Here is a 13,386-nt window from a genome sequence, read left to right on the forward strand (position 1 = left end):
CCTGACTGGTGCAGTGGACAGTAAGGACTATTGTGAGCCAAGTTGGAGGGAGTTGCAATATTACCAGATGTAAAGGAATGCTTTAGAAAAACTTAATATTTACGAGGGAATAAGGGTTAGAGCCAGATTTTATTTACTTAACTTAACAGTAACTCAGTATCTATCGATGGGGATTTTGACAATCAAGATTAATTTTTTCTAGAAGCAAGTGCCGATTCTATCGCTGTTGCCTGTGGAAAAGTCCGGGTAAACTGTGGAAAACTGGGGAGTGAGTGGGGAAATACCGGGGAATGTATGGGGGAAAACATCGGGGAAAAATAAGATTTGCAAATTTTAGTCAGCAGTGCTGCTCAAGACTACTTAGGCACTCTTGCCAGAGTACCTTTTCTAGCTGAATGCTGGCTGCTATGCTTTTACCACCAATACGGAACAGGTAGCTTCTGCCACCACGAGACTACTAACAGAATCTTCGATCACCCGTTGAACTCCCGTTAATCCCCGGCTGCCGATCACGATCAGATCAGCTTGATAGATATTCGCTAAACGAATAATTTCCTCCGCTGGATCACCAAAGATGACTTCGATTTCACTAGGGGTAGCAATCTGGGATTGATAGCAGCGCAATTGATCTTCAATGATCTCACGGGAGGGATGAGGGCGATCCACTGCCGATTCATCTCCCTTCTTACCAAGAATATGGGTGATGATGATGTAAGAATTTGCCGTTAGAGAGAGGGAATTCAAAGCATGAAGGACTCGATGGGATGATTCCCCACAATCCAAGGCAACAACGATATTTTTAAACATTTTGACTAAATCCTGCCGCTAAATAAATTTTCAATTAAGATTCCGGACCAAAAAATCTATAGACAATTTTATAGGTTATTGCGATCGGTTAGGATTTCATAACCTGTGGCGGTTACTAAGACAGTATGCTCAAATTGAGCGGAGAGAGCATTATCCATCGTCACCACCGTCCAACGATCGCGCAAAGTTCTGGTATGTTTAGATCCCGCGTTGACAATTGGTTCAATGGCCAGAGTCATCCCGGCGCGCAGTTTGACATTGGGTAACTCATTAGTGCGAAAATTAAATACCGAGGGTTCTTCGTGGAGATTTCTGCCGACTCCATGACCGGTAAAATCTTCTACCACTTGGAAACCGTTAGCTTGAACGTGATCTTCGATCGCTCCTGCGATATCGAGCAGATAATTGCCAGCTTTTACCTGATTTATGCCTTTATATAAAGCTTCTTCCGCTACGCGGATTAATTTCTTGGCTTTGGGAGAGACGGAACCGATCGCGATCGTGATACAGGAATCCCCATGATAACCTTGGTAGTAGGCCCCCGTATCTACCTTTAACACAGAACCGGCTTTGAGGCGTTTTTTCGGGCTAGGGATACCGTGAACGACTTCGTTATCGACGGAGGCACAAATCGAGGCAGGAAAGCCATAATAACCTTTAAAACTGGGAGTAGCACCCATTGCGCGGATACGTTTTTCCGCATAGACATCCAGATCCGCCGTCGTCATTCCGGGTTGAGCGATCTGGGCAATTTCTTTGAGGACTGTAGCGGCAATTTTACCCGCTTGTCGCATAATAACGATTTCTGCGGCGGATTTGGTCTCGATTCCCCGGCGGCTTTTCTGTACTCGCGGTGAACCTACTTGCTCTGGGGTTTTAGTTTCGGGAAAAAGCAGCTTGGTTAGGATGTTCATGGAAAGTTGGCTGTCGAGTCTTTACCTAACTTAGCATTTTCCCGGCGATCGATGACTGCTCTGGAGAAATCAAAAATTTTCCGTTAGGTGAGGAGATAGGAGACTCCGAGACAGGAAATGGGGAGGTAGGGAGTGGGGAGATGAGGATAAAAAAGACAAGAGACAACTATCCTAGCCATAAAACCGAAAATTATCGCAAATTTATCTGAGTTTTAAGATATTTTGAGCCGATAGCACATCGAGAACTTACTTTTGCAGGAGAGCTAAGGGACATTTAGAAAAGCTATAGTAGGGAAAAGGCTATTTTTCTGGCGAGGTGACAATTTATGGCAGTCAAAAAAGAGTTTTCCAGTTTTCAGGAACTGTTGCAAACCACTAATCTCCCCGTGTTAGTGGATTTCTATGCCACTTGGTGCGGTCCTTGTCAAATGATGGCTCCGATTCTAGAACAAACGGGAATGTATTTCAAAAATCGCCTACAAATTGTCAAAATTGATACAGACAAATATCCCAATTTAGCCACTAAGTACGGTATTCAAGCTTTACCGACTTTAGTAGTCTTTAAAAATGGTCAACCGATCGATCGAATCGAGGGAGTGATGCAGGTTAACCAACTGGTTCAACATTTACAAACTCTGTTGTAAGATAATTTTGAACCAGAACTAGGAGTTAGTGTCATGGCAAAGGCGATTTGGAATGGTGCAGTGGTAGCGGAAAGCGATAACTGCGAAATTGTCGAGGGAAACTACTATTTTCCCCCCGATACCATCAAAGCTGAATATTTTCAACCCAGTAACACCCATACCATTTGTTCTTGGAAAGGAGAGGCTAGTTATTATACTCTCAGGGTAGATGGACAGGACAATAAAGATGCCGCTTGGTATTATCCCGATCCTAAACCAAAAGCCCAAAATATTAAAGGATATATCGCTTTTTGGCGAGGTGTGAAGGTTGAGAAATGATCGCCATCTACCCCGGCAGCTTCGATCCAGTTACACTCGGTCATTTAGATATTATCGAACGCAGTGTGCCACTATTCGAGCGAGTAATCGTGGCAGTTCTCTGCAATCCCCATAAAAACCCCCTGTTTACGGTCGAAAAACGCATAGAACAGATCAGTTACTGTACAAAACACCTGAAAAACGTTGAGATAGACAGTTTTTCAGGATTGACGGTTGAATATGCCAGATTAAAAGGTGCTAAGGTGCTGTTGCGGGGGTTGCGGGTTCTCTCAGACTTTGAAAAAGAACTGCAAATGGCACACACCAATAAAACTCTCTGGGAAGGAATCGAAACGGTTTTTTTAGCCACCACTAAAGAATATAGTTTTCTAAGCAGTAGCGTGGTTAAAGAAATCGCTCAATTCGGTGGCTCCGTCACCCATCTAGTCCCAGAAAACGTTTCTAGGGATATTTACTCATACTATAGCTAACATACTAAAATACAGTAATGAGGACGATCTGAACCTATGGCGCGCCGAGAACCTAATGATCCCAGAAAAGCAGTACCTAACACTTCTAATAGTGGGGTTCCCAGTCCACCCGTCGATTTCGATATCTATCAGGATCTGGCGCGTCTGCAAGAGATGATTTTTGATAGTTTCCATATCCCCCTCACCCGTTGGACAATCATCGATGAGGGACAGATATCCGAACAGATCGATCTCATCTATGAAACCGTGCCACCAGCAGTACAGAAAGCTTTGGCAATTTTGCAGGAAGAACAGGAAATTATCACTAAAGCGGAGGAATACGCTCAACAAGTCCTTCGTTCCGCTCAACAAAGAGCCGCCCAAATTCTCGATGAGTCCGGTATTATTCAACAAGCAGAACGGCAAGCGGCCCAAATTCGTCAACGGGTTCAGCAGGAATGCGAATCCTTGCAACAACAAACCCTCGATGAAATCGAACAGATGCGTCACAGCACCTTGCAGGAAGTGCAACAGTTACGACAAAAAACCCAAGCTGAATGTCATGAAATTCAAAAAGGCGCTGACGACTATGCCGAAGCGGTTTTAGAACATCTCGATCGAGAATTAGGGGAAATGTTACAAGTTATTCGCAACGGTCGTCAACAGGTAAGATCGAAACCAACATCTTCAAAAAATCTACCCGGAGAACGTCCTTAATCAGTGATCAGTTATCAGTGATCAGTTATCAGATGTAAGTTTTAAGTTAATTAGTTAGTTAGTTATCTTCATCTTTATCCCTGATTACTGTTTACTATTTACCGCTCGCTGAAAAGAACCAAACCTCCGATTCCTCACCGATAACTGATAACGGAATTTCATGAATAACTCCTCCTCGAATTCCCATCTATTCGGACGCTTTCTTAGCGGGTTATTCAGCTGGAAAATTTGGTTATTTGTCCAGATATTTCAAGGCAGTAACAGCTTTTATCGATTCCTGTATCATTATTTATATCGTCGTCCTAAAATCGATCGCATTCTCGGTAGCGATGTCATCTATATTCCTGAGAAAAAACTTTATAGCATTCCCCTCGATGTGCTGAAAATGGAGCGGCAAATGGTTAATAGTGATCGCCAGCAGTTGACTTCTATTACTACTTGGAAAGTTAAAACGATTCATCCCACCATCACCGAAACCGAGATACAACTCCACGATATTACCGTCGATTTACAACAGGTACACCTGATTAAATCAGACCTTAATAACTATGATTATACTAACACTCGCCGCTTGGCTCCTCTGGTGAAAACCTTGCTTTTTGAAATTAACCCGAAAATTGCCAGTTTAGTAGAAAAGAAAAATCAATTAAATAGACTGCGAAATCTGGCCGCATCTTCCGAAATTTTTCATTCACAAACCCCATTGTACGATCGAGCAATTAATCAAGTCCAGCTAATTATTGATCAAGCGGAAGCTTTGAGACAAGAATGTTTAAAATTTATCCGAGAAACCCTGATCGAACGGGAATTAGTGCAATCCGAGATCGATAGCAATCTCGTTGATTGGCCCCTCGATTTTGCCAGTCAATATCAACTAATTCAAGAAAAATATCAACTCTGGAAAGAAGAAGTACAAGCTTATTTTGAATTAAAAGATTCTTCTCTACCTAAAAATTAACTATCACCGTCAGTAATCAGTTATCAGTAATCAGTAATCAGTAATCAGTAATCAGTAATCAGTAATCAGTAATCAGTTATCAGTAATCAGTTATCAGTTATCAGTTATCAGTTATCAGTTATCAGGAGATTATTTTGATTTATTCTCCCCACTTCATAATTCATAATTCATAATTCATAATTCATATACTTTTTCAACAGGATTTATTATTATGTCTAGTTTAACGGCAATTCGTGAACATATTTTTGCTTGGGGAAAACGCACCTATATCATGGGTGTTTTGAACGTTACTCCCGATAGTTTTAGTGATGGGGGAGAATTTGACAATGTTGAAAATGCCCTGCTACAAGCGATGAAAATGATCGAGGCTGGGGCTGATATAATCGATATCGGTGGTCAATCCAGCCGTCCGGGAGCGCAAGAAATTAGCCTAGAAGCAGAATTATCGCGAGTTATCCCCGTAATCACCGCTATTCGACAACAAAGTTCTATTCCTATCTCTCTAGATACCACTAGGGCGATTGTAGCAGCCCAAGGTATCGCCGCTGGGGCCGATTTGATCAATGATATTTCTGGGGGAACCTTCGATCGCCTATTATTGCCGACGGTGGCTAAATTGGCCGTTCCCATCATCCTCATGCACCTGCGGGGCAATCCGCAAACCATGCAATCACTAACACATTACGATAATTTAGTCAAGGAAATTAAAGAATTTTTACAGAATCGCGTTGAGGAAGCTTTACAGTGGGGTATTGCTAGGGAAAATATTATCATCGATCCGGGGATTGGTTTCGCCAAAACTGGGCGACAAAATCTTGAGTTATTGCGAGAATTAGGGCAATTTCGGGATTTAGATTTACCTATTTTAATTGGATTGTCGAGAAAACGCTTTATCGGCGAGATTACAGGCAAAGATGACCCAAAAGAACGAGTTTTCGGAACAGCGGCGGCCTGTGCTATAGCGATCGCTAAGGGGGCCGATATCCTGCGCGTCCATGATGTGGCTGCGATCGTAGATGTGAGGAAAGTGGTGGACGCAATCGAGCGAAGTTGAAAATTTTTGCTAGTCTTAGAATCATCCACAGTTCGATCGAAATTAGCGATGAATAGCCAACTAACCAGCGATCATTGTATGCTACCCGTGATTCGATCTCCCCGGGATTATCAAGTTTTTCGCATTAGCGCTGGGGATACAAATCGTTTAGCGATCGTCTTTGATTCTACCGTAGCGGGGGATTCCTTGACCGTCTGTGTGGAAATTTTCGATCCCCACGGTCGCACCCCTACCCATCGTCATCATTTTGCGGTAGAAATGTTTTTTATCCTCAAAGGGGAGGGAATGGCTATCTGTGATGGTAAACCGATTCCCCTAGGTCCAGGGGATAGTTTATTAGTCCGTCCCACGGGTATTCACGAGATTAGAAATGTGGGGGACGGAAGACTTTATGCACTATGTTTTATGGTTCCCAATGAGGATTTTTCGGAATTAATTCGCAATGGTATCCCAGAGGAGTTAGACGCAGAAGATTTAGAGGTGTTGATGGGAACTATTAAAGGATAATCAAGCAATATCATCCCTTAAATTTTGGCCTTTTTTTTCAGGAAAAGAGCGATTAAAAAGGTAAAGGTTCCTCCCAGAAGGCCGAAGATTAGCCAATTTAATCTTGGATAGCCTTTATTGATAGCGATGACTGTAGCAATGCCACCGATGAGACAATGCCAGAAAAAAAGCAACAAGAATAAATCTAAGCTCGGGGAAATATCAGCAATTAGTTTCATATTTTATCCGTAGAGCGATAGAGTGAATTGTTTAGATAGCAAATCTCTAGAATTTTTCCAATGACCGAATCCCTGACCCGATTTTATGTTTATTAACCTCTATAAGTATTTCTATTTTTTTGTCCAAGGCCATTTTGTTCCCATCTCGGTTAAAGCTGAAAAAACTAGATAGAGAATGAGAAAAGCAACACCAAAGAGAAAAGTCAATAATTCGTTATTCATCGAGTTATCACTGATAGGTTAAAGGTCACTGATTCGCTGCTATTCATTTGTCCACTACTTAGCAATTACTGTTTTTCTAGACTGTTGAAACAGGTTTAATTATTGTTGCTGTTGTGCCAAATAGTTAAGCACTGTTTCCAGAGTTAATTCTAAGCGTTCCGAGATTTGTTTTGGGGTTAAACCGAGGTCTTGCAGGAGAGGAATCGTTTTCAATTTTTGCAAGTTTATTCCCTGTTCAATTCCCTGTTCAATTCCCTGTTCAATTCCATCTCCAAAAGCTTCTTGATAGAAACGAGTTTGTTTGAGGTCTTGTAGTTCTAACATAGCTTCTATTTCCTCTCGACTGCTGTTTTTCTAAACTGTTGAAACAGGTTTAATTATTGTTGCTGTTGTGCCAAATAGTTAAGCACTGTGTCCAGAGTTAATTCTAAGCGTTCCGAGATTTGTTGCGGGGTTAAACCGAGGTCTTGCAGGAGAGGAATTGTTTTCAATTTTTGCAAGTTCATTCCCTGTTCAATTCCATCTCCAAAAGCTTCTTGATAGAAACGAGTTTGTTTTAGGTCTTGTAGTTCCAACATAGCTTCAATTTCCTCTCGACTTTTTTGGGGTAACTTATAAATGATTATTGTTTCGATTAAATCAATGACATTTTTCTGCACTAAGCGATCGCTCACTTCTCTTTGAGCCTGTTTAATTAAAATCTTAGCAGAATTAACAGCTTGACTCTCACTTTCCGTAACCAATTTGACCATGGCGATCGCTAAGGAAGGAGTCTCGTCATTTGCCAATTCATCCAGATAGATTCTTTTAATCCTATCCAAGGATAACAAGTCGGCAAATTGCTGGGGATGTTCTCGCTCAATTTCTCGACTAGGATAAATAACAACTATCTGCCACGGTGACAAAGGTTTATACTGTCTAAGATACAGAAAAAGTTCCGAAAATAATCGATAATATAGGTCTTCATCCTTTTGAAACTGCACTTCTACCAGATAAAAGGGTGAATTTTCTAGATTATCGAGCGGCAAAAATAAACCATCCAATCGAAAAGCTAGTTGTTTGACTTCTTGGGAAGTAAATCGATAATTGCTAACGATAGCATCGGGTCGCTCAATTAATTCAAAGAACGAATCGGGAAAATCGAGAAACATTCGATAGAATATGCTGTCAGTTTTCATGCTGCCACAAAATTACCTGTAATTTCCGCTTAATCCGCCCACAAAAGAGAATTAACCTATGATCATCCCATCATTTCTGCAACCCGGTGCTAAAGTTTCTCTGGTGGCCACCAGTGGTGCCGTCAAGGAATTAGCCGCCCTCGAAAAAGGCGTAGAAATCTGGCGATCAAGGGGTTATCAAGTGGAATTTAGGGAGAATTGGGCTAATCGTCTCGGTTATCTCGCCGGTAGCGACGAGCAACGTCGTCAAGCTTTAGCCCAAACATGGCAAGATGCCGATTGTCAAGCAATTCTCTGCGCTAGGGGGGGTTACGGTAGCGCTCGCCTCTTAGAAAATTGGACATGGGCAAAAACTAACCCGAAATGGTTAATCGGTTTTTCCGACGTGACGGGGATTTTATGGAGTTTAGCAAAACAGGGCATTTGTAGCGTTCACGGTCCAGTTTTAACCACCTTAGCCCAAGAAAGTCCCCAATCAATTGATCGCCTCTTTTCTCTTCTGGAAGGTCGTCCTTTAGCCCCTCTTATTGGTCAAGGTTGGGGTGGGGGCAAAGTGCGGGGACGCTTATTACCGGCTAATTTAACCGTAGCCACCCATCTCCTCGGAACCTCGGTTCAACCCACCCTAGAGGGGGTAATTTTAGCCCTAGAGGACGTAACCGAGGCCCCCTACCGGATCGATCGAATGTTAACTCAGTGGCGAATGCTGGGCATTTTCTCGCAAATTAAAGCCATTGCTCTCGGTCGTTTTAGCCGTTGTCTGGCAGCCCCCGGTAGTGATAGTCAAACCGTAGAGGAAGTCTTAAAAGAGCGTTTGGGCGATTTAGGCATTGCGGTTATTGCTGAGTTACCTTTCGGTCATGATGGCGATAATGCCGCTTTACCGGTGGGAACAATGGTAGAACTGGACGGGGATCGGGGAATCTTAGAATTTTTCTATCCCTAATGAGCCACTTTTTTGATACTATCTTAGAGAAGTGTTAACAAATGTAACAAAAAATTAATTATAGATGAAAGTATTAGTTATCGGTGCGACGGGAACCCTAGGACGACAGATCGTGCGTCATGCCATCGATCAGGGACATCAAGTGCGTTGTTTGGTACGCAGTCAGAGAAAAGCGGCTTTTTTGAAGGAATGGGGCGCGGAATTAGTCGGGGGAACCCTACGGGATAAAAGTACAATTATTGCTGCTTTAGAGGGAATGGACGCGGTGATCGATGCCGCTACTGCCCGGGCGACGGACTCAGCCAGCATTAAACAGGTGGATTGGGATGGTAAAGTTAATCTGATTCAAGCGGCCAAAACCGCCGGAGTAGATCGCTTTATTTTCTTCTCGATTCTCAATGCCGAAAAATATCCCAACGTGCCTTTGATGGAGATAAAACGCTGCACCGAGAAATTTCTAGCAGAATCGGGTTTAAAATATACAATTCTCCGTCCCTGTGGCTTTATGCAGGGTTTAATCGGTCAATACGCCATCCCGATGTTAGATAATCAAACCGTCTGGATCACGGGAGAAAGTACAGCGATCGCCTACATGGACACCCAAGATATCGCTAAATTCGCCGTTCGCGCCCTAGAAGTCCCCGAAACCGTCGGTCAATCCTATCCCGTGGTCGGCAGCAAAGCTTGGAAAGCTGAAGAAATTATCGAAGTTTGCGAGCGCCTATCGGGTAAAGAGGGGAAAATTTGGCGTTTACCCATGGGATTACTGCGTTTTATGCGAGGAATAAGCCGTTGTTTCCAATGGACTTATAATATATCTGACCGACTAGCTTTTGCGGAAGTTCTCGCTAGTGGTCAAGCTCTTGATGCCCCAATGGCAGAAGTTTATCAAGTATTTGGCCTTGATCCGAGTCAAACAACTACTTTAGAATCCTATTTACAAGAATACTTTAGCCGCATTCTCAAGAAGCTCAAGGAAATCGACTTCGAGAAACAAAAAGCTCAGAAGAAGAAGAAAACCCCTTTCAAAAAGAAAGCGTGAACCAGCAGTAGGAAAATTTGTCAATGCCCAAAATCGGCATTATTTACAACGATATTAAGCCTATCGCTTGTAAAACAGCCCATCAGATACAAGATCAGCTACTTTCCCTAGGTTGGCAGGTGTTTATGGCTACCGGCAGCGGTGGTCTGCTAGGCCATTCTAAACCCTCTCGTCCCGTTTGTTTTACCCCGATCGATCAGTTAGTCCCCCCCCACTTCGAGCAAGATTTAAGTTTTGCGATCGTGTTGGGGGGCGATGGTACAGTCCTATCGGCGGCCCGGCAGTTGGCCACCCTCAATTTGCCCCTGTTAACGGTCAATACGGGACACATGGGCTTTTTGACCGAAATTTACCTAAATCAGCTTGAACCCGCCTTAGAACTGGTTCTAGAGGGGAAATACACCCTCGAAAATCGCTCGATGATCACGGTGCGACTGTTTCGCGAAGATACCCTCCTCTGGGAGGCACTTTCTCTCAATGAGGTGGTCGTCCACCGGGAACCCCTCACCAGTATGTGTCATTTTGAGATTCAAATTGGTGAACACGCACCCGTCGATATCGCTGCCGATGGGGTGATTCTCTCCACTCCTACCGGTTCTACTGCCTATGCTCTCAGTGCCGGTGGCCCGGTAATAACTCCCGATGTGCCGGTATTACAATTAGCTCCCATTTGTCCCCATTCTTTAGCTTCCAGGTCCTTGGTATTTTCTGACAAGGAAACTGTAAATATTTTCCCAGCAACTGCTAATCGGATGGTGATGGTAGTGGACGGTAATGGCGGTTCTTATATCTTGCCAGAAGATCGAATTAATGTGCAGAAATCGCCCCACCAAGTCCATTTTATTCGTCTGCAATCGACGGAATTCTTCCGCATCCTCCGGGAAAAATTGGGTTGGGGTTTGCCTCATATTGCTAAACCCACTTCGGTGGAATTACCTTAATCAGTTATCAGTTATCAGTTATCAGTTATCAGTTATCAGTTATCAGTTATCAGTTAAGTAGTCGGACATAAATTCTGTTGTCTATCTTAAGAAATGTAAATTGCCGCAATTCCTACTGACGACCGACTCCTTACCCCACAGTTAACTTTACTTTTATCCAACTACTTATCAGATGTGAGTTTTCAGTTGACTGATTACTGGTTACTGTTTACTGATCGCTGAATTTATGCTCTCTTTTCGTGCCAAAATAGCTTTTTATTTAGAGGATGTCACCACGGCGATCGGACTGACGGTAAATCTGCTTATCTTAGCATTAATTTTACTATCTTTGGGGATTTATGTGGCTCAAACCTATCCCTTATCCGCCACTTGGCAAATGTGGTTACGTCAGCTTGATTGGGGAATTTTAAGCTTATTTTCCCTAGAGTATTTAATTCGGTTTTGGTGTGCGGAATCAAAACTAGGCTTTGTTTTTAATATTTTTTCGATCCTAGATTTATTGTCAATTCTGCCCCTATTCTTTGGTTTTTTTGATATTAGGTTTTTTAGAATTTTTCGCTGGTTTAGAATTTTGCGAGTGATTCGTTTTTTTGGTTCCGATCTTTCTATTTTTCAAATTAAAACTTCCGATCAGATAGTATTTATTCGCATTTTACTAACTCTATTTTCGATTATTTTTGTCTATGCAGGTTTAATTTATCAGATCGAACACCCGATTAATCCCCAAGTCTATCGGACATTTTTTGATGCTTTTTACTTCGCCATTGTGACTATGACTACCGTGGGATTTGGGGATGTAACTCCCCTTTCCGATGGGGGCAAAATGGTGACAGTTTTAATGATTTTAACGGGAGTTTTGTTAATTCCCTTGCAGATTAGCGCTCTGACTAAACAACTATTAAAATCTGGCACTCAAATTGATTATCCTTGTCCAGATTGTGGTTTACCCCGTCACGATATAGATGCCAATTTTTGTAAAAACTGTGGGGCAGAACTCTTAAAAAAACCTGATTGAGACTAATTCGGGCGAAATTGAGGAGTCAGTATTCAGGAGTCAGTCCCGATGAAAAAATTTTCACCACCACAGATGAAAGAGGTTTCCTTCCCTACACCCTACACCCCGCACCCCCACACCCCACACCCTGCTCCCAATCCGTCTAAATGTTAAGTTAAGTATCGAAGAGCGGCCATTTCATCACCCAGTAGTAATATAATCACTGAGTTATCAATTTTGATCCTTGAGTATGACTGCATTCACCACAACCCCCACCCTTGCTAATTTGCCAGCCAGTGACAGCCGTAGCCGCGTCAGTGAATTTATGAAATCCCTACAGGATGAAATTTGTCGGGGATTAGAAGAAGTGGATGGACAAGCAAAATTTATCGAAGATAGTTGGCAACGGCCCGAAGGTGGCGGCGGACGTTCGCGAGTTTTGCGGGAAGGGGCAATTTTTGAACAAGCAGGGGTGAATTTTTCGGAAGTTTGGGGGAAAGAATTACCTCCTAGCATTGCTAAACAAAGGCCCGAGGCTGCTGGTCATCAATTTTATGCCACGGGAACCTCGATGGTCTTACATCCTCGCAATCCTTATATTCCCACGGTTCACCTCAATTATCGCTATTTTGAAGCAGGTCCGGTTTGGTGGTTTGGCGGTGGTGCCGATTTAACTCCCTACTATGCTTTTGAAGAAGATGCTAGTCATTTTCACCGCACTTTTAAACAGGTTTGCGACCAACATCATCCCGAATATTATCCCGTTTTTAAACGCTGGTGTGATGAATATTTTTATCTCAATCATCGTCAGGAAGCCAGAGGCATCGGCGGGATTTTCTTTGATTACCAAGACGGTTTAGACCCTCTCTATCGGGGTCCTTTTGCCGAAAGTGATGCCGCTATCTATTCAGAAAAATTATCTCCCCAACAACCCCGCAACTGGGAAGAAATTTTTAGTTTCATTAATGACTGTGGCCGAGCTTTTCTACCCGCTTATGTTCCCATTGTCCAGAAACGGCGCTCGACGGAATACGGTGACAGAGAACGTCAGTTTCAACTCTATCGTCGCGGTCGTTATGTAGAATTTAATTTAGTTTATGATCGTGGCACAATTTTTGGGTTGCAAACTAACGGTCGTACCGAATCAATTTTGATGTCTTTACCTCCTTTAGTCCGTTGGGAATACTGTTATCAACCTGCACCAAACACCCCAGAAGCAAAACTCTATGATGTCTTCCTAAAACCCCAAGATTGGGTTAATTGGCAAGGTTAAATCAGTTATCAGTGATCAGTTATCAGTTATCAGTGATCAGTTATCAGTTATCAGTGATCAGTTATCAGTTATCAGTGATCAGTTATCAGTTATCAGTTATCAGTGATCAGTTATCAGTGATCAGTTATCAGTTATCAGTTATCAGTTATCAGTGATCAGTTATCAGTGATCAGTGATCAGTTATCAGTGATCAGTTATCAGTTA

At 42.7% G+C, this 13,386-nt stretch carries 18 protein-coding genes; 13 read left to right on the plus strand and 5 right to left on the minus strand.

Translation table 11 applies throughout. The annotated features are described in order from the left end of the window. Window positions 1-405 precede the first annotated feature (405 nt). Together IM509_RS10185 and map are read right to left on the minus strand one after the other, a co-directional pair. Window positions 406-807, minus strand: a complete 402-nt coding sequence (locus IM509_RS10185) for a universal stress protein (protein WP_002758063.1) — start codon at window positions 805-807, stop codon at window positions 406-408. 68 nt (window positions 808-875) lie between these two features. Then, window positions 876-1,721 (minus strand): type I methionyl aminopeptidase, encoded by an 846-nt coding sequence (gene map, locus IM509_RS10190; RefSeq protein WP_185237030.1) that lies wholly within the window; start codon window positions 1,719-1,721, stop codon window positions 876-878. Between the two features lie 326 nt (window positions 1,722-2,047). Here map and trxA point away from each other — a divergent pair, with 326 nt between their 5' ends. The 7 genes from trxA (at window position 2,048) to IM509_RS10225 (ending at window position 6,368) form a co-directional block, all read left to right on the plus strand. Beyond that, entirely contained in the window at window positions 2,048-2,365 is a 318-nt protein-coding gene (gene trxA / locus IM509_RS10195; protein WP_002787985.1) for a thioredoxin, read from the plus strand. 33 nt (window positions 2,366-2,398) lie between these two features. Beyond that, window positions 2,399-2,683: a DUF427 domain-containing protein gene (locus IM509_RS10200; RefSeq protein WP_002743550.1), complete on the plus strand. Its 285-nt coding sequence runs from the start codon at window positions 2,399-2,401 to the stop codon at window positions 2,681-2,683. Further along, a complete protein-coding gene (coaD, locus tag IM509_RS10205; RefSeq protein ID WP_002758057.1) occupies window positions 2,680-3,153 on the plus strand; it encodes a pantetheine-phosphate adenylyltransferase in 474 nt (157 codons plus the stop codon). Before IM509_RS10200 ends, coaD begins: the two co-directional genes overlap by 4 nt. A gap of 36 nt (window positions 3,154-3,189) precedes the next feature. Beyond that, window positions 3,190-3,849: an ATP synthase subunit B family protein gene (locus IM509_RS10210; RefSeq protein WP_002758055.1), complete on the plus strand. Its 660-nt coding sequence runs from the start codon at window positions 3,190-3,192 to the stop codon at window positions 3,847-3,849. Between the two features lie 160 nt (window positions 3,850-4,009). Further along, on the plus strand, window positions 4,010-4,807 hold the full coding sequence (locus tag IM509_RS10215; protein WP_185237029.1) for a hypothetical protein: 798 nt from the start codon (window positions 4,010-4,012) through the stop codon (window positions 4,805-4,807). A 211-nt stretch (window positions 4,808-5,018) separates the two neighbouring features. Further along, window positions 5,019-5,861 carry a dihydropteroate synthase gene (gene folP / locus IM509_RS10220; RefSeq protein WP_185237028.1) on the plus strand — a complete coding sequence of 281 codons (843 nt, stop codon included), beginning with the start codon at window positions 5,019-5,021 and terminating at the stop codon, window positions 5,859-5,861. A 48-nt stretch (window positions 5,862-5,909) separates the two neighbouring features. Then, the gene (locus tag IM509_RS10225) at window positions 5,910-6,368 is read left to right on the plus strand and encodes a cupin domain-containing protein (protein ID WP_002758047.1); all 459 of its coding nucleotides are present in this window, start codon (window positions 5,910-5,912) and stop codon (window positions 6,366-6,368) included. Between the two features lie 17 nt (window positions 6,369-6,385). On the opposite strand, the gene IM509_RS10230 is transcribed toward IM509_RS10225, so the two are convergent. The 3 genes from IM509_RS10230 to IM509_RS10240 all read right to left on the minus strand — a co-directional run bounded on the left by IM509_RS10230 (window position 6,386) and on the right by IM509_RS10240 (window position 7,986). Further along, window positions 6,386-6,586 carry a hypothetical protein gene (locus IM509_RS10230; protein ID WP_052275743.1) on the minus strand — a complete coding sequence of 67 codons (201 nt, stop codon included), beginning with the start codon at window positions 6,584-6,586 and terminating at the stop codon, window positions 6,386-6,388. A gap of 321 nt (window positions 6,587-6,907) precedes the next feature. Further along, window positions 6,908-7,132 carry a hypothetical protein gene (locus IM509_RS10235; RefSeq protein WP_052275744.1) on the minus strand — a complete coding sequence of 75 codons (225 nt, stop codon included), beginning with the start codon at window positions 7,130-7,132 and terminating at the stop codon, window positions 6,908-6,910. 53 nt (window positions 7,133-7,185) lie between these two features. Beyond that, complete coding sequence (locus IM509_RS10240) at window positions 7,186-7,986, minus strand: Rpn family recombination-promoting nuclease/putative transposase (RefSeq protein ID WP_052275745.1); 801 nt, start codon at window positions 7,984-7,986, stop codon at window positions 7,186-7,188. A gap of 58 nt (window positions 7,987-8,044) precedes the next feature. Here IM509_RS10240 and IM509_RS10245 point away from each other — a divergent pair, with 58 nt between their 5' ends. The 6 genes from IM509_RS10245 (at window position 8,045) to IM509_RS10270 (ending at window position 13,337) form a co-directional block, all read left to right on the plus strand. Further along, window positions 8,045-8,932, plus strand: a complete 888-nt coding sequence (locus tag IM509_RS10245) for a S66 peptidase family protein (protein ID WP_052275746.1) — start codon at window positions 8,045-8,047, stop codon at window positions 8,930-8,932. 64 nt (window positions 8,933-8,996) lie between these two features. After that, the gene (locus tag IM509_RS10250) at window positions 8,997-9,974 is read left to right on the plus strand and encodes an SDR family oxidoreductase (RefSeq protein WP_052275747.1); all 978 of its coding nucleotides are present in this window, start codon (window positions 8,997-8,999) and stop codon (window positions 9,972-9,974) included. Between the two features lie 23 nt (window positions 9,975-9,997). Beyond that, window positions 9,998-10,915, plus strand: a complete 918-nt coding sequence (locus IM509_RS10255; protein WP_002765357.1) for an NAD(+) kinase — start codon at window positions 9,998-10,000, stop codon at window positions 10,913-10,915. Window positions 10,916-11,141: 226 nt separating this feature from the next. After that, window positions 11,142-11,930, plus strand: coding sequence for an ion transporter (locus tag IM509_RS10260; RefSeq protein ID WP_052275748.1), 789 nt, complete (start codon window positions 11,142-11,144; stop codon window positions 11,928-11,930). Between the two features lie 229 nt (window positions 11,931-12,159). Continuing rightward, on the plus strand, window positions 12,160-13,182 hold the full coding sequence (hemF, locus tag IM509_RS10265) for an oxygen-dependent coproporphyrinogen oxidase (protein ID WP_052275749.1): 1,023 nt from the start codon (window positions 12,160-12,162) through the stop codon (window positions 13,180-13,182). Beyond that, window positions 13,170-13,337: a hypothetical protein gene (locus IM509_RS10270; RefSeq protein WP_287716892.1), complete on the plus strand. Its 168-nt coding sequence runs from the start codon at window positions 13,170-13,172 to the stop codon at window positions 13,335-13,337. Before hemF ends, IM509_RS10270 begins: the two co-directional genes overlap by 13 nt. Window positions 13,338-13,386 lie beyond the last annotated feature (49 nt).

Origin of the sequence: Microcystis sp. M31BS1 (assembly GCF_020245285.1) — a bacterium.
Classification (GTDB): domain Bacteria; phylum Cyanobacteriota; class Cyanobacteriia; order Cyanobacteriales; family Microcystaceae; genus Microcystis; species Microcystis panniformis.

Excerpts from the sequence above, each read along its gene's own strand:
- IM509_RS10240 (WP_052275745.1), bottom strand. The coding sequence starts at position 7,986 with ATGAAAACTGACAGCATATTCTATCGAATGTTTCTCGATTTTCCCGAT.
- IM509_RS10210 (WP_002758055.1), top strand. The coding sequence starts at position 3,190 with ATGGCGCGCCGAGAACCTAATGATCCCAGAAAAGCAGTACCTAACACT.
- trxA (WP_002787985.1), top strand. The coding sequence starts at position 2,048 with ATGGCAGTCAAAAAAGAGTTTTCCAGTTTTCAGGAACTGTTGCAAACC.
- IM509_RS10225 (WP_002758047.1), top strand. The coding sequence starts at position 5,910 with ATGAATAGCCAACTAACCAGCGATCATTGTATGCTACCCGTGATTCGA.
- IM509_RS10245 (WP_052275746.1), top strand. The coding sequence starts at position 8,045 with ATGATCATCCCATCATTTCTGCAACCCGGTGCTAAAGTTTCTCTGGTG.
- IM509_RS10235 (WP_052275744.1), bottom strand. The coding sequence starts at position 7,132 with ATGTTAGAACTACAAGACCTCAAACAAACTCGTTTCTATCAAGAAGCT.
- folP (WP_185237028.1), top strand. The coding sequence starts at position 5,019 with ATGTCTAGTTTAACGGCAATTCGTGAACATATTTTTGCTTGGGGAAAA.
- hemF (WP_052275749.1), top strand. The coding sequence starts at position 12,160 with ATGACTGCATTCACCACAACCCCCACCCTTGCTAATTTGCCAGCCAGT.
- IM509_RS10215 (WP_185237029.1), top strand. The coding sequence starts at position 4,010 with ATGAATAACTCCTCCTCGAATTCCCATCTATTCGGACGCTTTCTTAGC.
- IM509_RS10200 (WP_002743550.1), top strand. The coding sequence starts at position 2,399 with ATGGCAAAGGCGATTTGGAATGGTGCAGTGGTAGCGGAAAGCGATAAC.
- map (WP_185237030.1), bottom strand. The coding sequence starts at position 1,721 with ATGAACATCCTAACCAAGCTGCTTTTTCCCGAAACTAAAACCCCAGAG.
- IM509_RS10260 (WP_052275748.1), top strand. The coding sequence starts at position 11,142 with ATGCTCTCTTTTCGTGCCAAAATAGCTTTTTATTTAGAGGATGTCACC.
- IM509_RS10230 (WP_052275743.1), bottom strand. The coding sequence starts at position 6,586 with ATGAAACTAATTGCTGATATTTCCCCGAGCTTAGATTTATTCTTGTTG.
- coaD (WP_002758057.1), top strand. The coding sequence starts at position 2,680 with ATGATCGCCATCTACCCCGGCAGCTTCGATCCAGTTACACTCGGTCAT.
- IM509_RS10255 (WP_002765357.1), top strand. The coding sequence starts at position 9,998 with ATGCCCAAAATCGGCATTATTTACAACGATATTAAGCCTATCGCTTGT.
- IM509_RS10250 (WP_052275747.1), top strand. The coding sequence starts at position 8,997 with ATGAAAGTATTAGTTATCGGTGCGACGGGAACCCTAGGACGACAGATC.
- IM509_RS10185 (WP_002758063.1), bottom strand. The coding sequence starts at position 807 with ATGTTTAAAAATATCGTTGTTGCCTTGGATTGTGGGGAATCATCCCAT.